General features: G+C 34.8%; 15 protein-coding genes and 1 tRNA gene. 9 read left to right on the top strand and 7 right to left on the bottom strand.

Features of this window, described 5'->3' with window-relative positions:
* Position 1: 1 nt before the first annotated feature.
* Entirely contained in the window at positions 2 to 3,307 is a 3,306-nt protein-coding gene (locus DFQ02_RS02675; RefSeq protein ID WP_116039426.1) for a glycosyltransferase family 117 protein, read from the bottom strand.
* A gap of 154 nt (positions 3,308 to 3,461) precedes the next feature.
* On the opposite strand from DFQ02_RS02675, the gene DFQ02_RS02670 reads away from it, so the two are divergent.
* The 4 genes from DFQ02_RS02670 (at position 3,462) to infB (ending at position 8,156) form a co-directional block, all read left to right on the top strand.
* A tRNA-Gln gene (locus DFQ02_RS02670) sits at positions 3,462 to 3,534 on the top strand.
* A 147-nt stretch (positions 3,535 to 3,681) separates the two neighbouring features.
* Positions 3,682 to 4,143 (top strand): ribosome assembly cofactor RimP, encoded by a 462-nt coding sequence (gene rimP, locus DFQ02_RS02665; RefSeq protein ID WP_116039425.1) that lies wholly within the window; start codon positions 3,682 to 3,684, stop codon positions 4,141 to 4,143.
* A gap of 13 nt (positions 4,144 to 4,156) precedes the next feature.
* Positions 4,157 to 5,389 (top strand): transcription termination factor NusA, encoded by a 1,233-nt coding sequence (gene nusA / locus DFQ02_RS02660; protein ID WP_116039424.1) that lies wholly within the window; start codon positions 4,157 to 4,159, stop codon positions 5,387 to 5,389.
* Between the two features lie 31 nt (positions 5,390 to 5,420).
* The gene (infB, locus tag DFQ02_RS02655) at positions 5,421 to 8,156 is read left to right on the top strand and encodes a translation initiation factor IF-2 (RefSeq protein WP_116039423.1); all 2,736 of its coding nucleotides are present in this window, start codon (positions 5,421 to 5,423) and stop codon (positions 8,154 to 8,156) included.
* A gap of 130 nt (positions 8,157 to 8,286) precedes the next feature.
* Here infB and DFQ02_RS02650 read toward each other — a convergent pair whose 3' ends face one another.
* From DFQ02_RS02650 to DFQ02_RS02625, 6 genes are all read right to left on the bottom strand, one after another.
* On the bottom strand, positions 8,287 to 8,562 hold the full coding sequence (locus DFQ02_RS02650) for a F0F1 ATP synthase subunit epsilon (protein WP_116039422.1): 276 nt from the start codon (positions 8,560 to 8,562) through the stop codon (positions 8,287 to 8,289).
* A gap of 42 nt (positions 8,563 to 8,604) precedes the next feature.
* Positions 8,605 to 10,113, bottom strand: a complete 1,509-nt coding sequence (atpD, locus tag DFQ02_RS02645) for a F0F1 ATP synthase subunit beta (protein ID WP_116039421.1) — start codon at positions 10,111 to 10,113, stop codon at positions 8,605 to 8,607.
* A 169-nt stretch (positions 10,114 to 10,282) separates the two neighbouring features.
* Positions 10,283 to 13,096 carry a TonB-dependent receptor gene (locus DFQ02_RS02640; protein ID WP_116039420.1) on the bottom strand — a complete coding sequence of 938 codons (2,814 nt, stop codon included), beginning with the start codon at positions 13,094 to 13,096 and terminating at the stop codon, positions 10,283 to 10,285.
* A 315-nt stretch (positions 13,097 to 13,411) separates the two neighbouring features.
* A complete protein-coding gene (gene glmS, locus DFQ02_RS02635; protein ID WP_116039419.1) occupies positions 13,412 to 15,259 on the bottom strand; it encodes a glutamine--fructose-6-phosphate transaminase (isomerizing) in 1,848 nt (615 codons plus the stop codon).
* Positions 15,260 to 15,273: 14 nt separating this feature from the next.
* Entirely contained in the window at positions 15,274 to 16,956 is a 1,683-nt protein-coding gene (locus DFQ02_RS02630) for a DUF4270 domain-containing protein (RefSeq protein WP_116039418.1), read from the bottom strand.
* A 71-nt stretch (positions 16,957 to 17,027) separates the two neighbouring features.
* A complete protein-coding gene (locus DFQ02_RS02625; RefSeq protein ID WP_116039417.1) occupies positions 17,028 to 17,837 on the bottom strand; it encodes a glycogen/starch synthase in 810 nt (269 codons plus the stop codon).
* Between the two features lie 197 nt (positions 17,838 to 18,034).
* On the opposite strand from DFQ02_RS02625, the gene panC reads away from it, so the two are divergent.
* From panC to radA, 5 genes are all read left to right on the top strand, one after another.
* The gene (panC, locus tag DFQ02_RS02620; protein ID WP_116039416.1) at positions 18,035 to 18,886 is read left to right on the top strand and encodes a pantoate--beta-alanine ligase; all 852 of its coding nucleotides are present in this window, start codon (positions 18,035 to 18,037) and stop codon (positions 18,884 to 18,886) included.
* A gap of 13 nt (positions 18,887 to 18,899) precedes the next feature.
* A complete protein-coding gene (gene panD / locus DFQ02_RS02615) occupies positions 18,900 to 19,250 on the top strand; it encodes an aspartate 1-decarboxylase (protein ID WP_116039415.1) in 351 nt (116 codons plus the stop codon).
* A gap of 3 nt (positions 19,251 to 19,253) precedes the next feature.
* Positions 19,254 to 20,213 (top strand): lysylphosphatidylglycerol synthase transmembrane domain-containing protein, encoded by a 960-nt coding sequence (locus DFQ02_RS02610; RefSeq protein ID WP_116039414.1) that lies wholly within the window; start codon positions 19,254 to 19,256, stop codon positions 20,211 to 20,213.
* Positions 20,214 to 20,299: 86 nt separating this feature from the next.
* Complete coding sequence (locus tag DFQ02_RS02605; RefSeq protein ID WP_116039413.1) at positions 20,300 to 21,445, top strand: alpha/beta hydrolase; 1,146 nt, start codon at positions 20,300 to 20,302, stop codon at positions 21,443 to 21,445.
* On the top strand, positions 21,446 to 22,804 hold the full coding sequence (gene radA / locus DFQ02_RS02600; protein ID WP_116039412.1) for a DNA repair protein RadA: 1,359 nt from the start codon (positions 21,446 to 21,448) through the stop codon (positions 22,802 to 22,804).
* The last annotated feature ends 63 nt before the right edge of the window (positions 22,805 to 22,867 follow it).

Genomic DNA, 22,867 nt, shown 5'->3' with positions numbered 1-22,867 from the left:
CTTAGTCTACAGAGTCTGTTGTGGTTTCAATGCCAATGCTATCATTTTGTGAAGGGAGATCTTCGTCACTATCATCATCACCATAAAAATATTTAAACAATCTTAAGTAATCATTAAAAATATCTCCTTCTGTAGTTGCAAATTCAACATCATGCTGAATCAAAATATCTATCAATGCCATGTAACGCTGAATGTCAGTATTAATTTCCTCAAATAAGCGCTCTTGGTTATTAATTTTAAGGGTGCTGTAATATTTTAAATTCTCTTGATATTTAATAGCTACATCCTTAAACAGTTGTCGCGCTTTTTCTTGGTTGCCAACTTCATAATAGGCGCTAATGTATGGCTCTAATAACGTGTAATATCCAAAGTAATCAACAGGCATATTAGTTAAGGCAATATCTGCAATTTCTTCGGCCTTTTTAAGTTTACCTTCATTAATAAGTTGTTCAATTAACCTAGCTAAGTTACCTCTGTATGTAATAGAGTTTTTTCGAGTTTCTGGGTCGTGATAAATGTTACTACTTCCGCTATTACCCCAATCCCAAGTTATCACTTTTTCATACATTAAATCGGCATCTACACGTCCCATATCAAAAGGATTGGCTCTGTTAATAGGAGTTTTTATAGGCACCAATTTATAACACATACCGTCTAGTTGCAGGTAGTCTTTCATCCAGAGATAATCGTCATCGCCAAAACTACCACCTGTAAAATAGATGGGGCGTTTCCATTCATTATTTGCAACAATGTCTAGCATTAATAGGCGATTTTTATAAAGGGCACCCCCTGTAACTTCAATATCAATATGAGGTACTATTTTATCTGCATCTGTTGCTTTTACAATACCATGTTGTAATACATTGTCTTTATTAACTGGTATTCTGAAAAATTGAGTTGGTATGTATCTTGAATTAAGTTGTTGAGAAGGATACCTATTAACATCTGCATCTGTGAAACTTTCCAAATAATATCTAAACCTCGTTTTAGGGCTATCACTAGTGATGAAATTTAAAGCTTCTTTTATGGTAATAGTATCTTTTGAAATTGGTGCTATGGTTACATAGTCATTGGTGCCCCACTTGTAATGCTCATGTGTTAGTTGAGATGGAACAGGGTCACTCTCATAAGCTTTTCGTTTCATTTGGTCTATATACCAATCGGTTTGGAATAAACTGGTGTTTACAATACGAACATCTGTTCGATACCCTTCAATTTCTTGAGCATACCAAAGGGCAAACGTATCATTATCTCCAATGGTAAACAATATGGCATTTTCTGCACAAGAATCTAAATATTTTTTGGCCATGGCTCGAGCGGTATATTTCCCAGAGCGATTATGGTCATCCCAATTGTTGGCAGCTAAAATACCTGGAACTAAAATTAAGCAAACCATGGTGATTATAGGAGCCGCTAATTTTTTTGGAAGTTGATTTTTTAATGTATCATAAATAGCATAAACCCCAAAACCAATCCAAAGTGCAAATACATAAAATGAGCCAACTACAGAGTAATCACGTTCACGCGGTTCAAACGGACGTACATTGGTATACACTTGAATGGCTAATCCTGTAAAAAGGAAAAACACCAACATGACCCAAAATAATTTTTTGTCTTTGTTAAACAAAAAGAAAAAACCAACCAGACCTAAAATAAGTGGAAGTAAATAATAAGTGTTTCTGGCTTTGTTGTTTTTAACATCACTGGGTAAATTGTCTTGTGAGTAACCTAAGTGCCACTCATCAAGTGGTTTTATGCCACTTAGCCAGTTACCATGATTATCATATTTCCCTTGAATATCATCTTGTCTTCCGGCAAAATTCCACATGAAATAGCGCCAGTACATGTATCCTAATTGGTATTCGAACAAATACCTTAAATTGTCACCTAAACTTGGTTTTTCAATATCAAAATACTCTCTGCCATATTGCTTGAGAAATTTGTCAAAGCCTTCGTAATCAATATTACCTTGGTTAACCTCTTTAATAAAATTGCTAACCAGAGAGCGTAATTCATTTTGCATTTGGTACTCTGGTTTCAGTTTAAAATCTAAAAACCCAGTGAACATCATATAATTTTCGGCATGTTCACTGCTCCACATTCTTGGTAAGATTGAAGCATGGTCTGAGTTATAGTTTTGTCTGGCGTTCTTGTAATCGTTTACAATGATGTACTTACCTTTTTCTTCGTCTTTTTCGTATTTAGGTTTGTCGTCTTTGTATGGATTGTTTTTATCTAAAGGGGCATAAATATCAGTAAACTGAGGTCCATAAAACAAGTGTGTTTCAGGGTACTGTTCTAAGTTATAATAGGCTAATAACTCCCTTGCATTAGATGGATTATTTTCATTCACTACCACATTGGCGTTGGCTCTTATGGGTAGCATCAACCAGGTGGAAAACCCAATAATGACAAAAGTTAAACAAAGAATAGCGATGTTTAAATGGGTGTATTGTTTTTTTCTGGTATACTTTAAACCATAAAAAATTATGGCTACCAGTAAAATCGCAGCAATTATGGAACCAGAGTTAAAAGGTAAACCAACAGTGTTTACGAAAAAGATTTCTGAAACACTGAATATTTTTAGAATATTGGGTGCTAATAGTTTAAAAATGAATAGTAACACCGCAACCGAAACTACATTAGCGATGATAAAGTTTTTAACTGTAATCATTTTGTAGTTTTTAAAATAGTAAATAAGTCCAATAGCAGGAATGGTTAGTAATCCCATAAAGTGTACTCCAAAGGATAAACCAATAACAAAAGCGATTAAAACTAACCAGCGGTTTCCTCGTGGTTTATTCATGTCTTGCTCCCAGCGTAACCCTAACCAAAATAACACAGACATAATTAAGGTGGCCATGGCGTATACTTCAGTTTCAACCGCATTAAACCAGAATGAATCTGTAAAGGCAAATGCTAAACTACCCACAAGACCGCTACCAAGAATGGCTATAGATTTAGGTTGGCTATCTTCACCACTTCCTGTTATTTTTTTAAGAAGTAAAGTAATGGTCCAAAACATAAATAGAATAGCAAAAGCACTAGAAACCGCACTCATCATATTCATCATAAAACCTACTTGTGAGGGCTCTAAGGCAAACATTGAGAAAAAGGCTCCAAGCATTTGAAATAATGGCGCTCCTGGAGGGTGACCAACCTGTAATTTAGCCGAAGTTAATATGTACTCGCCAGCATCCCAAAAGCTTACCGTAGGTTCAACGGTTAGGCTGTAGGTTATAAGTGCAATTAAAAAAGAGAACCACCCCAAAATGGTATTCCATTTTTTAAAGTTCAAATTGGTCATAAAATATCTGTGTTTGTTCGCTGTGGCGAATTTAAGAATAATTACGTTACGTCAAATTTTTTTAAGTAAACGTTAAGGTTTCGGAATTATTTTTTTCAAAAAAATGTTTGTGTAGAAAAAACTTTGTACTAAATTTGCACCCTTAATTACACAATGGCCTATGGTGTAACTGGCAACACGTCTGGTTTTGGTCCAGAAGAGTCTAGGTTCGAGCCCTAGTAGGCCAACAAATAATTTTAAAAGTCCTTACGTTTAAGTAAGGACTTTTTCTTTTTTATGGTTTATAAATTAAATTAAAAATCATATATTTGCAGCGTTGAAAGACAAAATTAAGATAATGAGGGGACGGAAAGTCCCCTCTTTTTATACTAAAAATGTTTAAAACCACGGTTGAAAATTTATTGAACGATGCTTTAGAGGAAAGACCTGATTTATTTCTAATCGATTTTTCTATCCAAGGTGATAATCAAATTAAGGTCGTTATAGATGGTGATCATGGTGTCTTGGTTGACGATTGTATTTTTATTAGTAGAGCTATAGAACACAATCTAGATAGAGAAGAGCAAGACTTTTCACTTGATGTTATGTCTGCTGGTGCTACAACACCATTGGTTAAGCAACGTCAGTATAAAAAAAATATCAACAGAACGCTTAAAGTAAAAACCGAGTCTGAAAATTTTGAAGGTATCCTTTCTAATACCTCAGACAGTGATATTACTTTACGGTGGAAAGTTAGAGAGCCTAAGCCAGTTGGTAAAGGTAAAGTAACAGTGACAAAAGAAGCGAATATCGCTTACACAGATATTGTAGAAGCAAAAGTTATGATTAAATTTTAATTCAGTAAGAGTTATGGAAAATATCGCGTTAATTGAATCTTTTTCAGAATTCAAAGACGATAAGCTGATTGACAGAGTAACGTTAATGGCCATTTTAGAAGATGTGTTTAGAAGCGCCTTAAAAAAGAAATTTGGTGATGATGACAATTTCGATATTATTGTAAATCCAGACAAAGGTGATTTAGAAATTTGGAGAAATAGAGTGGTAGTTGCTGATGGAGAAGTAGAAGATCCCAATCAGGAAATTTCATTATCTGAAGCTAGAAAAATTGAGCCAGATTTTGAAGTTGGTGAAGACGTGTCTGAGGAAGTTAAATTAGCAGATTTAGGCAGAAGGGCTATTTTGGCATTGCGTCAAAACCTTATTTCAAAAATCCATGAGCATGACAATACCATCATTTACAAGCAATTTAAAGATCTTGTAGGTGAACTTTACACTGCTGAGGTTCATCATATACGACACAGAGCTGTTATTTTGTTAGACGATGAGGGTAATGAAATTATATTACCAAAAGACAAACAAATACCATCAGATTTTTTTAGAAAAGGGGATAATGTAAGAGGTGTTATAGAGTCTGTTGAACTTAAAGGAGCTAAACCTACTATATTGATGTCTAGAAGTTCCCCAGTATTTCTAGAGAAGTTGTTTGAACAGGAAATACCAGAGGTTTTTGATGGGTTAATTACTATTAAAAAAGTGGTGAGAATTCCTGGAGAAAAAGCTAAAGTAGCCGTAGATTCTTATGATGATAGAATAGATCCTGTAGGAGCTTGTGTGGGTATGAAGGGTTCTAGAATTCATGGTATTGTTCGTGAATTAGGAAACGAAAATATTGATGTAATCAACTACACCAATAACTTACAATTGTTTATAACAAGAGCGCTAAGCCCTGCGAGAGTAACATCAATAAAAATTGATGAAGAGAACAAACGTGCTGAAGTTATATTAAAGCCAGAGGAAGTTAGTAAAGCTATTGGTAGAGGAGGTCATAACATTCGTTTGGCAGGTCAATTAACGGGTTATGAGATTGATGTGTTTAGAGAAGGCGCTGAAGAAGATGTCGAATTAAGTGAGTTCTCTGATGAAATAGATGAGTGGATCATCCAAGAGTTTAGTAAAGCAGGTTTAGATACCGCTAAGAGTATTCTAGAACAAGATATAGATGATCTTGTAAAGAGAACAGATTTAGAAGAAGAAACAATTTACGACGTTATTAGAATTCTAAAAGAAGAATTTGAAGAATAACACATATATTTGAGTATTTTAAAGGCAATTTATGGCTGAAACAATAAGATTAAATAAAGTATTACGCGAGCTTAACATCTCTTTAGATCGTGCTGTAGAATTTTTAGATTCTAAAGGTATAGAGATTGAAAAGCGCCCAACAACAAAAATTTCTGAAGAGGTTTATGAAATTCTATCGGATGAGTTTGAAACAGATGCTAACAAAAAAGTAGCTTCTAAAGAAGTTAGTGAAGCTAAACAAAAAGAAAAAGATGAACTAAGGGAGCAACGCGAGCGTGAACTTGAAGCAAAGCAAAAAGAAACAGCCAAACAAGAGGAAGTTGTAAAAGCTTCCGCTACCGTTTCAGGTCTAAAAACTGTAGGTAAGATTGATCTATCTCCTAAAAAACCTGAACCTAAAAAAGAAGAAGCACGAATAAAAGAAGAAGCTCCGGTAAAAGAGGAAAAGCCAATAAAAGAAAAATTAGTGGCTAATAACGAGGATGTTGAAGTTCCAAAAGAAGAAGCTCCGAAAAAGGAAATATCCAAAAAAGAAGTTAAAAAAGAAGCCCCTACAGGAGTAGAAGAACTTCCTGTTAAAGAGGAGAAGGTTAAAACTCAATATCAAAAACTTACGGGACCAAAAATTGCTGGCGATAAAATTGATTTGTCGCAGTTCAATAAGCCTAAGAAAAAGAAGGAGGATAAAAAGGAAGGAGCCTCTGCTGCTGATACTTCAAATAAGAAGAAACGTCGTAGAATTAGTAAAGTTGGTGGCGCACAACCTGCTGGAAACCAAAGAGGGGATCAAAACAGAGGAAATGATCGTTTTAAGGGCAAAGGAAAAGGAAGAAGAAATACCACCATTGTTAAAGAAGAACCTAGTGATGAGGATGTAAAACGTCAAGTAAGAGAAACACTAGAAAAACTTCAAGGTAAAGGAGCCAAAGGTAAAGGTGCTAAATATCGTAGGGAGAAAAGAGATCAGCATAGAGATCAAACCGAAAGAGAGTTACAAGCAGAAGCAGCAGAAAGCAAGATACTTAAAGTGACCGAGTTTGTTACAGCCAGTGAGGTTGCTACTATGATGGATGTTAGTGTTACCGAAATTATATCGGCATGTATGTCACTTGGTATGATGGTAACTATGAATCAGCGTTTAGATGCCGAAACCTTATCTATTGTAGCTGAAGAGTTTGGTTATCAGGTAGAATTTGTGACTGCTGATATTGAGGAATCTATTGAAGAGGTAGAAGATACACCAGATGACTTAAAACCAAGAGCGCCAATTGTAACGGTTATGGGACACGTTGATCACGGTAAGACATCACTTCTGGATTACATCCGTGAAGAGAATGTAATTGCTGGAGAATCAGGTGGTATTACGCAACACATCGGAGCCTATGGAGTTACATTAGATAGTGGACAAAAAATAGCATTTTTAGATACGCCTGGTCACGAAGCGTTTACAGCAATGCGTGCTCGTGGAGCTCAGGTGACTGATATTGCCATAGTTGTTGCAGCAGCAGATGATGATATCATGCCGCAAACCAAAGAGGCTATATCCCATGCTCAGGCGGCTGGCGTTCCAATTGTTTTCGCCATAAACAAAATAGATAAACCAGATGCCAACCCTGAAAAAATCAAGGAAGGATTAGCTAATATGAATTTATTGGTGGAAGATTGGGGTGGAAAAATTCAGTCTCATGATATTTCTGCAAAATTTGGAACAGGTGTAAAAGAATTACTCGAAAAAGTACTTTTAGAAGCAGAATTATTAGAATTAAAAGCAAATCCAGACAAACCAGCAGTAGGCACCGTTGTAGAAGCATTTTTAGATAAAGGACGAGGCTATGTGTCTACTATTTTAGTTCAGGCAGGTACCTTGCGTGTAGGAGACTATGTTTTAGCGGGTCAGCATAGTGGTAAGGTAAAAGCTATGCATGATGAACGCGGTAAAGATTTAAAAGAGGCGGGGCCTTCAACGCCAGTGTCTATTTTAGGTTTGGATGGTGCTCCGCAAGCAGGAGATAAGTTCAATGTGTTTGAGGATGAGCGTGAAGCTAAAGCTATTGCTGCTAAACGCTCGCAATTACAACGTGAACAATCTGTTAGAACGCAACGCCATATTACGCTTGATGAAATTGGAAGACGTATTGCCCTTGGAGACTTTAAAGAGCTTAACATTATCCTTAAAGGAGATGTGGATGGTTCTGTTGAAGCACTTACAGATTCGTTCCAAAAACTTTCAACAGAAGAGATTCAAGTTAATATCCTTCATAAAGGTGTTGGAGCTATTACTGAAAGTGATGTGCTTTTGGCCTCGGCATCTGACGCCATTATCATTGGATTTAATGTGAGACCAATGGGTAATGCACGTACCATTGCAGATAAGGAAGAAATAGATATCAGAACATACTCCATCATCTATGATGCAATCAATGATTTAAAAGATGCTATGGAAGGTATGTTGTCGCCAGAGTTTAAAGAAGAGATTACTGGTACAGCAGAAATCAGACAAACGTTCAAAATTTCAAAAGTTGGAACCATTGCTGGTTGTATGGTAACTAACGGAAAGATTTTTAGAAATTCTGGAGTGAGATTAATTAGAGAAGGTGTTGTCATATTTACAGGTGAATTAGCCACATTAAAACGCTTTAAAGACGATGTAAAAGAAGTCTCTAAAGGATACGATTGTGGTATACAGGTGAAGAATTACAACGATATTAAAGAAGGTGATATCATTGAAGCCTTCCAAGAAGTGGCCGTTAAGAAAAAGTTGAAATAGTAATTTTCATAATAAGTCTATTGTCAACTGTACTCGTTTTCAAGGTCTCAACACAATATAAATCCAAATTATAAAAACAGAAAAGCGAACCAAATGGTTCGCTTTTCTGTTTTTATATGTGATATTTTATTTAGTCAGCTAAAACGATAACTTTGTTATCTTTCATTTCAATGGTACCTGAGTTTATTTTCAAAGTAAAGCCTTTATCAGATTTAGTAAACTTAGATTCTACTTCTTCGTCTATGCTAATATTGCCAAAGATTTTAACCTGTCCCTCTTTTAATAAAGATACAATAGGAGCGTGGTCTTTAAGCATTTGAAACTCTCCATTTACTCCCGGAACAGCAACTGATTCTACTTCTCCGCTAAATAAAGTGGCTTCTGGTGATACAATTTCTAAATACATAATTTTTTAATTAATAATTAATAATTGTCAATTATTAATTCATTACGCTTCTGCAAGCATTTTCTCTCCAGCTTCAATAGCATCTTCAATAGTACCCTTAAGGTTGAAAGCAGCTTCAGGTAGGTGATCTAACTCACCATCCATGATCATATTAAATCCTTTAATGGTGTCTTTAATATCGACTAAAACACCTGGTATACCAGTAAACTGCTCTGCAACGTGGAATGGTTGAGATAAGAAACGTTGCACACGACGCGCACGAGATACTGCTAATTTATCTTCTTCTGAAAGTTCTTCCATACCAAGAATAGCTATAATATCTTGTAATTCTTTATAACGTTGTAATAACTCTTTTACTCTTTGTGCACAAGCATAGTGGTCATTTCCTAAAATATCAGCAGTTAAGATTCTTGAGGTAGAATCTAATGGATCTACCGCTGGGTAAATACCTAACTCAGCAATCTTACGAGATAATACTGTTGTTGCATCTAAGTGGGCAAAGGTTGTTGCAGGCGCAGGGTCAGTTAAATCATCCGCAGGTACATAAACCGCTTGTACAGATGTAATAGATCCCTTTTTAGTTGAAGTAATACGCTCTTGCATCGCACCCATCTCAGTGGCCAATGTTGGTTGGTAACCTACCGCTGATGGCATACGTCCTAATAAGGCTGATACCTCAGAACCAGCTTGTGTAAAACGGAAGATGTTATCTACGAAGAAAAGTACGTCTTTTCCTTGTCCGTCTCCAGCACCATCACGGAAATACTCAGCTATAGTTAAACCAGATAGAGCAACACGTGCACGAGCCCCTGGAGGCTCATTCATTTGTCCAAAAACGAAAGTTGCTTTAGATTCTTTCATAGCCTTTTTGTCAACCTTTGCTAAATCCCATCCACCTTCTTCCATAGAATGTAAGAAGTCATCACCATATTTAATAATACCAGACTCTAACATCTCTCTCAAAAGGTCATTTCCTTCACGAGTTCTTTCACCTACACCAGCAAAAACAGATAAACCACCGTGACCTTTTGCAATATTGTTAATTAACTCCTGAATCAATACTGTTTTACCTACACCAGCACCACCAAATAAACCAATTTTACCTCCTTTTGCGTAAGGCTCAATTAAATCGATAACTTTAATACCTGTAAATAATACTTCAGTAGACGTTGATAAATCTTCAAACTTAGGAGCTTGACGGTGAATTGGTAATCCATCTTTATTTGCTTTAGGCAAATCACCTAAACCATCAATGGCATCTCCAATTACGTTAAATAAACGTCCGTAAACATCTTCACCAATTGGCATTTGAATAGGAGCACCAGTAGCAAGAACTTCAGTTCCTCTACTTAAACCATCAGATGAATCCATGGCGATAGTACGCACGGTGTCCTCACCAATGTGAGACTGTACTTCTAGCACCAATGTAGAACCATCAGGTCTTTTAATTTCTAATGAATCATAAATTTTTGGAAGCTCTGCCCCAGCAGCGAATTCAACATCGATTACCGGACCTACTATTTGTGCAACTTTACCTGTAACTTTTGACATTACTTATCTGTTTAATATTATGCGATTTAATTGTTAGAAAACATGGTTTTGTTTTCGGCTGCAAATATATGGGTTTTAATTTAAAAAGAAAGCTGTTTTTTTAAGCTTTTTTATAATAGCAAAAACACCCTCTAAAAGAAGGTGTTTTTGATTGATTACTAAGTAGTAATTATAGATTATTAATTGTCCAAGAGACATAATACATTGAGCCAATAAAACCAGTTCCAAAGGCTTGTGTATATTCATCTCCTAACAGGTTTGTAGCACCCGCTTTAAATGTTGATTTGAAACTAGGTACTTTTAAATTAATCTGAGCATCTAATACATGATATGCCGGTACAGCACCAGTACCAAAAGATGATTCCCAGAAGTAATTATCACTCCATCGCCACGCTACGTTAAAGCCAAAGTTTTTAAATACATTGGTGTTTCCAAAAGATGCTTTAACTCTATGTTCTGGTGTGTTAAAATTGGTTGTTAAATTTGGGTTAGCTTCTTGATCGAAGTCTAACTTAGCATAAGTGTAATTTCCACTTAAATCAAAATTTCCAAAAACTTTAGTCGACAGACCTAATGACGCACCATATGAATTGACATCAGCTGAAGAGTTGGTATAAGTGCTATATATTTGGAAATCTCCATTAGCAATAGCAGCCACAGACAAGGAGTTATCTCCAACAGTGCCATAAAAAGGAGATACAACTAGAGGTTGTGTCAAGAAATTTTTATAAGAGTTGTAGTAAGCACTAAAATCTACAGTGAAATTATTTAATTTACCGCGGTATCCTACTTCATAAGAGGTGATTTGCTCAGGTTTAACAACGTCTGGATTGGCTATAGCATTAGGTGACGCTAAGACAGAAGGGTCTCCTGTGGCTAATAATTGTAAGAGAGAATTAACTGTATATGAGTTTTCATAGGCTACTCGCCCAGTTTGTGTAATTGTGGATGGTTGTCCAAATCCTAATTGTCCAGCTAAACTAACAGGGTAATTATTGGTATATCTATCTAAATTGTCAGGAGCAGACCCTATTAAAATAGCTCTTCCAGAATTTAATCCAATAAATAAATCTTGGGTAGTTGGGTTTCTAAACCCAGTTTGTACAGAAGCCCTAATATTATGATTTTCATTAACCGTTAAACCTGCAGAAAATCTAGGGGAAAAGAAGCCATCGAAAAACTCTGATTTATCATAACGAATAGATCCTGTGAGTTTTAAATCCATAGTTTCATTGAGCTCCATATTCTTTTGAATCTGAGTATATAATCCATATTCCGAATAGTCTATAGGCCCATCGGTATCAGTATAAATGGTTCCAAATGAATTTAAGCTATATTGTCTGTATGATCCGCCAATTTGAACCTCAGCAAACTCCCATAAATGACCAAAATTATAATTAGCATCGGCATGGTAATACTTTGATTGGTCTTGAAATTTAGATCCGGTTGCTAAGTCTGGATCATTTATACTTCTGTTAAATGCCGCTTCAAATTCAGGAGTTCCAGGTTCAAAACGTCCCATGTCTGCTATTTGTCTTGCAATAGCATGAGCAGCATCAACATTCCCAGCAGGAACATTGGGGATCAGTCCAGCAAATGCTTGAGCATAAGTTCCAACATATTCACCATGCCAAACTAAATCATCTTTCCAAGCTCTATTAATATTTCTACCCGTAAAACTCATGTCATAAGAGTCTCCGGCCTTATCGGTTACAACGTACCCTCTTAGAAAGAAATTATTATTTCTAAATTCTAATTTATGTTGCTGTTGAAAAAAGCCGTTTATATTGTATCTATTGGCGCCTTGATATATGGTTGTGCCAACCCCAACCTTACCAACATACTGTATTTCAAAGTCATTAGCCCATGGTCTAAAATAGAGACCCCAATCCGCTTTTACACTTTCGGCATTGTAATCAGTTAAGTAACGTTCGTTATAACCAGTTCTACTTACATCTTGAGAAGGTACCAAATCGGCTAAAGCTTGTGGTAGTAACCCAGCAGCAACAAGTCCGTCTGCAACAAGGGTCATATTAAGGCTCTCGTCATCTCCATAAATATTAATACCATCGTAATCTGGGTTAGTTCTGTCAAACCCTCTATTAAGTTTGTCTTCTTCACTAGTGGCCATCCAGTCGGTTCCTTGCAAATACCCAAAGTTAACCTTAGCCGCAAACTTATCACTAAACTTGTGAGCTGCTCTAATTCCAAAATCTTTGTAGTCATTATCTCCAGCAGATTCTTGTGATGTTATGCCTTGTTTGTAGTAGGCACTTATACCATGGTGATCAAATGGGTTTTTGCTACGCATAAATAAAATCCCATTAAACGCATTAGCACCATAAAGTGCTGACGCAGCTCCAGGTAAAATTTCTACGCTTTGAACATCTATATCTATCATCCCAACTAAATTCCCGATAGGGAAGTTAAGTGCTGGTGTAGAGTTATCCATACCATCTACTAACTGCATAAACCTATTATTAGCAAAGGTGGCAAAACCTCTTGTATTTACAGATTTAAAGGTTAAACTATTAACGTTTACATCTACACCCTTAAGGTTTTCCAATCCGTCATAAAAATCAGCTGAGGCCGTATTCTTAATTTCATTAATACCAAAACGCTCTACAGTAACTGGAGATTCAAAAATGCGTTCTGGAGTTCTGGATGCCGAAATAACAACTTCATCGAGTGAAGTACCTTCATTTAGAACAAAATTCAATGTTTGATTATTTGAGGTTACTTCTTGTGTATCAGTTTCAAATCCAACACTACTAGCTTGAACTGTAAATGGTGGGTTTTGTGAGTAAGTTAATGTAAAATTACCATCAAAATCGGTTACTGTTCCGGAAGAAGTTCCAATAATAAGGATATTAGCTCCTGGTAAGGGCTGACCATTATTGTCTTTTACAGAGCCTGAAATAGTTGTTTGAGAATGAATTGAAAAACAAAACAACAACAACAGAAGAGGGATAATTGTTTTCATTTGGAGTGAATTAGTTTAAATTATTAAAGCAATATAAAAATAAAATCATAAAAATTATGCACGCATAATAAAAATCTTTTAAATAGAAGCCGCTAAAAATGAGTAATTCATAAAATTTAATTATTTAAACTGAAAATAACAACGACTTCATGTTAAAATAATTTTTTAGTTTCGGTTTAAAGATCTGAATATATAATTATGAAACGTCCGAAATTATCTTTGGGAAATAAATCAGGATAATTATATCTGCAAAAAATCTGTTTTAGTTCGTTTTAATAAACTACAATAATGAGACTTAATAAATTGTAAAACAAATTATTCTACAGTAACCGATTTTGCTAAATTTCTTGGCTGGTCTACATTTTTTCCAAGCATTACAGCAATATGATAAGATAAGAGCTGAAGCGGAATGGTGGTTAATAATGGTGAAAGTGATTCTAGAGTCTCTGGTACTTCAATAACATGGTCAGCTAATTCCCTAACCTGCTCATCGCCCTGGGTTACAATACCTATGATCTTACCTTTTCTTGATTTTATTTCCTGAATATTACTGACAACCTTTTCATAATGTCCTTTTTTGGTAGCAATTACAATAACAGGCATATTTTCATCAATCAAAGCAATAGGACCATGTTTCATTTCGGCAGCTGGATAGCCTTCAGCATGAATATAAGATATCTCTTTTAGCTTTAAGGCGCCTTCTAAAGCGACAGGAAAATTGTAACCTCTGCCTAAGTATAGGCAGTTAGTTGCATCTTTATATATGTCTGCAATTGTTTTTATGTGATTGTCATACTCTAAAGCCTTTTTTACTTTATTAGGAATCATTTCCAATTCCAATAAATGGTGATGGTAATCTGAACTAGTAATTGTTCCTTTAGCTCTAGCTAATCTTAAAGCCATTAATGTTAACACAGTAATCTGAGTTGTAAATGCTTTTGTGGAAGCTACACCTATTTCAGGACCAGCATGAGTATATGCACCAGCATGGGTTTCTCTAGCTATGGATGAACCAACTACATTACAAATACCAAATACAAATGCCCCTTTAGATTTCGCTAATTTAATTGCGGCCAAGGTGTCGGCCGTTTCACCAGATTGAGAAATGGCAATTAATATATCATCTTCATTAATGACTGGGTTTCTATACCTAAACTCTGAAGCATATTCAACCTCAACGGGAATTCTTGCTAAATCTTCAAAAATATATTCAGCCACTAAACCAGCATGCCATGAGGTACCGCAAGCTACAATAATAACTCTATTAGCATTGAGAAACTTTTTTATATTGTCCTCAACACCAGACATTTTTATGATAGCTTGGTCTCTTAAAAGTCTTCCTCTATAAGTATCTGTAATGGCTTTAGGTTGCTCATAAATTTCTTTGAGCATGAAATGGTCGTAACCGGCTTTTTCAATTTCTTCAAGGTTCAATTGGAGTTTTTGAATGTAAGGGGCTACCAAAGAGTCATCTTTTATTTTTCTTATTTTGATTCCTTTGTTTTTTCTAATGATAGCCATTTCTTCATCTTCCAAATAAATAGCATCTTTGGTATATTCAATGAAAGGTGAGGCGTCTGATGCTATGAAAAACTCGTCTACTCCAATGCCAATTGCAAGTGGACTACCTAAGCGAGCTACCACAATTTCTTCAGGTTTATTTTTATCAAAAACGGTAATAGCATAAGCGCCAATTACCTGATTCAAAGCAACCTGAACCGCTTTTCCTAGTTTGACGTCTTCCTGATTTTGTACATCTTCTATTAAATTGACTAATACTTCTGTATCGGTATCAGATTTAAACGTGTATCCTCTCGATATGAGTTCTTGTTTTAAAGAATCATAATTTTCAATAATTCCATTGTGAATTATCACTAAGTTTCCAGAATTGGAAAGATGGGGGTGTGAATTTATATTGTTAGGGACTCCATGAGTTGCCCAACGCGTGTGGCCTATGCCAACATTACCATGTTTAGTAATTTCTTTTTCTGAAAGATTTTCTAAATCGACTACTTTACCTTTAGTTTTCGAAACCTTTAAATCAGTGCCGTCAAAAAGCGCTATTCCAGCACTATCGTATCCTCTATATTCCAGGCGCTTAAGTCCTTCAACTATAATGGGGTAAGCTTCTCTGTGTCCCAAATATCCAACTATGCCACACATACTATTTTTATAATTTATTTTGGGTCAGTAAAAAACAACCTTAACTTCATTCGTTTGTCTGAATCTGAGCTATTGGTTCCATGAATTATTGTTCCTCTGGGAGCAATTACACTAGCAGCTGGAATTTCGGTTACAACGTCGTTACTTTGTAAAATTTCTGCATTACTCGTAATATTTACATTATTAGATAAAACCAAGCCTATTTTGGTATTGGCAGAATCTTTTAATAAAATATTGTTCAAGTGTTCTGTAATTCTAATTTTATACCTGTAGTTGCCTTCATCATCTTCTTGTCTTAATCCTAAGTTAATAACTTTAGACCTATTTGGGTTTCCAGGATTTTCAGTTGGATCAACAAAATAATCAATAGTTGGAGTGTTGTTTTTTAGGTCATAAGCATAAATCCTGTCATAATAGTGTAAGCTATCATTTGTTCCTGTGTTGATAGTTTCATCTTCATAAATCACCAAGTGAGCTTGATTGATAAGTTTCTTTAAAACAAAATCTCCTGTAGAATTATCAATTATGTACTCACCTTCACTATCTAAAGCTCTAAAAGACCTTTTAAAAGCTTCTAATGCTGGTAAATTAGATGTATTATTGTTGTCATCTGTATATTCTACAAGACCATGAAACAAATCTACTATAGCCATACCTCCCTGAGCACCTTTAAGATAAAGTTTTTCATCGCCATTGGTTCTGTCTCCGTCAGGTATTGGGTAATTGAAATTATTTATAAAGGTGTTAAGTCTTTTGCCATCAAAGTTAAAAACATACGTAGCTTTTATTCTGCTATCACCACTCCTTCTTGTATAGTGAATAGTTATTTGAGCATCAGACGACCCAAAATTTAAAAGAGCCATATTGCCATCACCAGCAACATTTTCAGCTTTGAAGTAAAGCCCCCTAAAGTAGTTCTTAAAGTTATTAGCATTACTTAAGTCAGCACTACCTTGTTTGTCAATAATGGTTGTTTTCCAAAATAGAGAATCTAACTTTAATCTAAGTGCAGGGGTTCTTAATGACTTAGTTGTGTCTGTTCCTGAAATCTCCCAAAGTTCAATAGCTTCACTGCTAGGTGTGAAAGTTGTATCCTTTATTAAAGTACCTTTAAAATTGTCAAAATTGATTATGCTGTTATCTGTTCTGGCAAAATTATCGGTTGAACCACTGCTGGAATAAGAAAAATAGTTTTGAGGTTGACTTAAATTATCGGGATTAAAATCTCTTAAAAAGTATTCATTTTGATAAATAGATAGTTTTATTTGAGCTTTTTCATTGCCAAATAAAGAATCGCTTATAGAATATATAGAGTTGCCAGTAATCTCATTCGTACCAATTATTCTACTATAGTAAGGAATGCTCAAAACTACAGAGTCTATTATTGGATCTTCTCCAAAATCTGGATTGAAAGCTGTTGGTAATATCTGTGTTACAATACTTGCAATTGTAATTCCAAACTCTGGGTCTTTATAAAATCCCAATAGATTAGAGGGTAAATTATTAATTTGAACGGAGTCTAATCTCTTATTATATGATAGAATAGAAAGTGTGTTTTCACCCGTATCAAAATTAGCATTGTCTTTACCTAGTACGTCACTATCTAAAACATAGAATTCTTTATCGCAAGCAATAAATGATGATACAAACAGTAAAATTATGGTAGGTATTTTAAGGACTTTTATTTTCTTTTTCATCTGGGATATGGATTCTTATAGATGTGTTTTTGTTTAGATATACTTCATTAAATTTTCTAGAGAAGTACAACTTAACTTAAAACGTTTTCATTAAAGAATGTAGTATAAGCTTCGCCAAATTCATCTCTATCAACGTACTCTAGAATAGGTTTGTTGGATGCTTTAGCGTAAGCATTTAAATCTTCAGGAACATTTTCAGATCCTATTATAAGGGCATCAGAATAATCAATAGCTACCTTCATCAAATTAGTGTAAGATGGTTCTTCGAGCACCTTAATAGCATCATCTTCAATGCTGTCAAATTTAATCTTATTAACCAAGTCTTTATTTAAAGTATTGTTAAAACTTTGGTTATACACCGAAGTCACTATTTTGCTTTCAGTAAACAACGGTTCGTCTTTGTAGTATTCTTTTAAATAAAGGGGTAGTAAAGAAGCCAACCAGCCATGAACGTGGATAACATCTGGAGACCAGTTTAATTTTTTTACGGTTTCTATCACACCTTTTGCAAAAAATATAGCACGTTCATCATTGTCGGAAAACAATTCACCATCCTCGTCTGTCAAGGTTGCTTTTCTTTTAAAATATTCATCGTTGTCAATAAAATAAACCTGGATACGCTCTTTTGGTATAGACGCCACTTTTATAATTAATGGCATATCTAAATCGTTAATTACTAAATTAATTCCAGAGAGCCTAATAACTTCATGTAATTGATGTCTGCGCTCATTAATGTTACCGTATCTAGGCATAAAAATACGAATTTGTCCACCCTGTTGGTTAACAAGTCTAGGAGCTTCGAATGACATGGATGAAATTTCGGTTTCTGGTAAATAAGGCACTACTTCAGATGATACATACAATATCCTCTTATCTTTCATATGTTTGTTTTTGTGGGCTTTCGAAAGCCTTTTTAACTAGCGATTAACGATTTCTATTTTGTGAGAAATTTTGAAAAGCTCGTTTTCAAACAAGTCTCACGTCATTAATTCAAAATAAAAAACACGCAAAAGTACAAAAATTTATGCAAATTGACTGTAAAATCTTAAGTTTGCAGGCGTTAATTTTTTATTAAAAGGTGCAAGTTTACTCAGAAAAACAACAAATCATAACTGCTATTGCAGCTCTTAGAGCCCAAAACCAATTAATTGGTTTGGTTCCTACTATGGGAGCTCTACACCAAGGTCATTTGGCCTTGGTAGAAAGGGCTTTAGAAAATAATGATTATGTTGTGGTTAGTATTTTTGTAAATCCTACCCAGTTTGATAATAGTACTGATTTAGAAAAATACCCAAGAACATTGAAAAAAGATGTGGCGTTACTTAGTATGCTCTCAAAAGATAATATCATAGCGTATGCGCCTACTGTTGATGATGTATACGAAGGTAATACGGTTTCTGAAAAGTTTGATTTTGACGGATTGGAATTTGAAATGGAGGGCAGGTTTAGACATGGGCATTTTGACGGTGTCGGTACCATTGTAAAACGTCTTTTTGAAATCACTACACCACAAAATGCGTACTTTGGTGAAAAAGATTTTCAGCAGTTGCTGATAATTAAAAAATTGGTTGAAAAGCATCATATTCCTGTAAATATAGTTGGGTGTCCCATATATAGAGAAAAGACTGGGTTAGCTATGAGTTCTCGAAATACCAGACTAAAACCAGAATATTTAGAGGCTTCCCCTTTTATCTATAATACATTAAAAACGGCCAAAAAACTTTTCGGCACAAAAAGTGCTGGTAAAGTTTCTGAATGGGTTGAAGATCAGTTTTCAAAACAAAATTTATTGGAACTAGAATATTTCATTATTGCAGATACAGAAACTTTAAAACCTGTAAAACGAAAATCAAAGAAAAAGGCTTATCGAGCTTTTATAGCTGCTTATGCAGACGATATCAGATTGATTGATAATATCGCATTAAATTAATTATCTTTGCCGCATGCAAATTCAAGTAGTAAAATCCAAAATTCACAGGGTTAAATGCACGGGTGCAGACCTTAACTACATAGGCAGTATTACTATTGATGAAGATTTAATGGAGGCTGCCAACATTATACAAGGCGAAAAAGTTCAGATTGTAAATAATGACAATGGTGAGCGCTTAGAAACCTATTGTATACCTGGTCCACGTAATAGTGGAGAGATAACACTTAACGGAGCTGCCGCAAGAAAAGTTTCGGTAGGAGATACTTTAATTCTCATCACCTATGCCATTATGGATATAGAAGAAGCTAAAGTGTTTAAGCCCTCGTTAGTGTTTCCAGACGAAGCCACTAACCTATTAAAGTAAACATTGAAACCTAAAATAAAAAGAATACTAAAAATTGTACTCCCATTATTATTGGGAGTTTTTTTAGTCTGGTATTCTTTAAAGGCAGTTCCCTTACCCAAAATTTATGAATACTGGAAAACAGCAAATAAAGAATGGGTTTTGGCTGGTGTTTTTTTAGGTTTTTTGAGCCATTTATCAAGAGCCTATCGTTGGCGTTTTCAGTTAGAACCTATGGGTTATAATATTAAGTTGGGCAATAGTATAATGTCTGTTATGGCTGCTTACCTTATTAATTATTCAATCCCAAGGGCGGGTGAGGTTGCTAGAGCATCTATTTTAACCAATTATGAAGAGGTGCCTTTTGAAAAAGGTTTTGGAACTATAGTAGCTGAACGAATAGCCGATATGCTGGTTATGCTTGGAATCATAGTGGTTACGCTTTTTCTACAATTTGATTTTATTTATGGATTTTTAGCTGAAAATTTTAATCCGTTAAAAATCATAATAGGATTATTGGGGTTACTAGTTTTAGTATTCATATTTACAAGGTTAGTTAAAAGAAGTTCGTCTAAAATAGCCTTAAAAATCAGGACGTTTGTTAGTGGTTTAGTTGAGGGTGCTATAAGTGTTTTCAAAATGAAACAGAAGTGGGCCTATATTTTCCATACCTTATTCATTTGGGCTATGTACATACTTATGTTTTATGTGACATCTTTTGCAATGGAAGACATTAGAGACATCACTTTTTCTGCTATTCTAATAGGTTTTATTGCGGCTAGTTTTAGTATTGCAGCAACTAACGGAGGCATTGGCGCATATCCGTTAGCGGTGTATTTGGGATTTTCACTATTTGGAATAGCCGAAGAACCCAGTATAGCTTTTGGTTATATTATGTGGGCATCTCAAACACTTTTAATTATTATTTTTGGAGGCTTATCTTTAATTTATCTGCCAATTTATAATAGAATAAAAGTGAAATAAAGGCTTATAAACTAAAAACAGTGTTTTTAACCTGTTAGTTTATTTATTACCTTGCCGTTTAATAAAACTCAAATCATTCTACCAAAATGAAACAATTACTTATAGTGTTGCTTTTTTTTACTGTAAATTTTACAACTTCCCAAGTTAAATACGAAACTTTTCAATCTTCAAAATTAGGAGATGAGCGTCAAATAAAAATTCAATTACCTAGAGGTTATGATTCTAATCAAGAAAAAGTATATCCATTGTTTATAGTTTTTGATGGTGATTATATGTTTGAAGCTGTAGCAGGCAATGTTGATTATTATTCATATTGGGAGGATATGCCCGAAGCTATTGTAGTTGGTGTTAATCAACTTGGTAAACGTTATGATGATTGTATGTATTCTGAACAAAATTCTTTACCTATTGAAACGGGTGCTGCTTTTTTTGAATTTGTTGGCATGGAGCTTATGCCTCATCTAGAGTATAATTATAGGATAACTAATTTTAAAGTAGCGGTAGGGCATGGAGAAACAGCTAATTTTATCAATTATTTTCTGTTAAAGTCAAGCCCATTATTTCAAGCATATATTTCAATTAGTCCTGAGTTAGCTCCAGATATGATAGAGTATGTTCCAGAACGTCTCGGTAAATTACAATCTAAAGCGTTTTACTATTTGGCATATACTGATAACGACTCAAAATCTATTAAACAGATGTCGGAGGCTTTAAATAAAGATATCTCATCATTAGAAAATGAAAAATTACAGTACACTTTTAAAAGTTTTGAAGAACCATCACATTATTCGCTGCCTGCACATGTTATACCTAGTGCTCTAGAAAAAATTTTTAAAGTCTATCAACCCATTACCAAACAAGAGTATAAAGAAGTTATTTTAAAATTAGAAACATCTCCTGTAGAGTATTTAGCCGAAAAATATCAAACTATATTAGATTTGTTTGCCATAGACAAGCAAATACTTGTGAACGATTTTAAAGCCATAGCAGCTGCCATAGAAAAAAATGAAGATTATGAGCAATATGAATCTTTGGGTAAGATGGCGAGAAAACACTATCCAAAAGCACTGTTAGGAAATTACTATTTAGCACGGTTTTATGAAGAAACCGGAGAGCCAAAAAAGGCTATGCGAACCTACCAATCGGCTTATATACTAGATGAAATAGCAGGTTTAACTAAAGATTTGATGTTAGAAAAAGCAGATTTAATAAAAGCAGATTTTGGTTACTAAATGGCTAAGGTAAAAACAACGTTTTTTTGTCAGAAATGTGGGGTGCAATATGCTAAATGGCAAGGGCAATGTAACGCTTGTAAAGCTTGGAACACTATTACAGAAGAGGTTATTCAAAAGCCAGAAAAGAGTGATTGGAAAACAACAACCTCAACTATAAAACATGTTTCTAAACCGCTTAAAATAAATGAGATTGATCTTTCAGAAGATGCAAGATTAAACACGCTTGATTCTGAATTTAATAGAGTTTTAGGGGGAGGTTTGGTTCCTGGTTCATTAACATTATTAGGGGGTGAACCCGGAATAGGAAAAAGTACACTTTTATTACAGATTTCATTAAAATTACCTTATAGGGTGTTATACGTTTCTGGTGAAGAAAGTCAGAAACAAATAAAAATGCGTGCAGAACGCATAAATCCTAACAACAGTAATTGTTACATTTTAACAGAAACCAAAACCCAAAATATTTTCAAGCAAGTTGAAGATTTAGAGCCTGAGATTGTTATTATAGATTCTATTCAAACACTTCATAGCGATTATATAGAGTCGTCTTCGGGTAGTATTTCACAAATAAAGGAATGTACTACAGAGCTTATCAAGTTTTCCAAAGAAACGGCTACCCCAGTTATTCTCATTGGTCATATTACAAAAGATGGTCATATAGCTGGCCCTAAAATTTTAGAGCACATGGTGGATACGGTACTACAGTTTGAAGGTGATCGTAATCATGTGTTTAGAATTTTAAGAGCTAATAAAAACAGATTTGGGTCTACGAATGAATTGGGTATATATGAAATGCAAGGTTCCGGATTGAGAGAGGTGTCAAATCCTTCAGAGATTCTAATTTCAAAAAAAGATGAAGAGTTATCGGGAAATGCAATAGCTGCAACTCTAGAAGGTATGCGCCCGTTAATGATTGAAGTTCAAGCTTTGGTAAGTACAGCCGTCTATGGTACGCCGCAACGCTCTGCCACTGGTTTTAATGCAAAACGACTTAACATGTTGTTAGCTGTTTTAGAAAAACGCGCTGGATTTAGGTTGGGAGCTAAAGATGTTTTTTTGAACATTACTGGAGGTATTAATGTTGATGACCCAGCTATTGATTTAGCAGTTGTTGCAGCTATTTTATCATCAAATGAAGATGTAGCGCTACAACAGGATTTTTGTTTTGCCTCAGAGGTTGGTCTGTCAGGTGAAATTCGTCCTATACAACGCGTTGAGCAACGCATTCTAGAAGCCGAAAAATTAGGCTTTTCTACTATTTTTATATCTAAATACAATAAAATTTCTCTCAAAAGCTCTTCTATTAGAATTCAAATGATTTCCAAAATTGAGGATTTGATTGGATTTATCGTCTAAAATAGTGTAAATCAGTACTTCGTTTTTCTCAAAATTCCTTAAATTCGCACCCTTATAAGATTT

Origin of the sequence: Seonamhaeicola aphaedonensis (assembly GCF_003386195.1) — a bacterium.
Taxonomy (GTDB): domain Bacteria; phylum Bacteroidota; class Bacteroidia; order Flavobacteriales; family Flavobacteriaceae; genus Seonamhaeicola; species Seonamhaeicola aphaedonensis.
The sequence above is the reverse complement of the archived record's forward strand: the minus strand, read 5'-3'. Positions and strand labels throughout refer to the sequence as shown.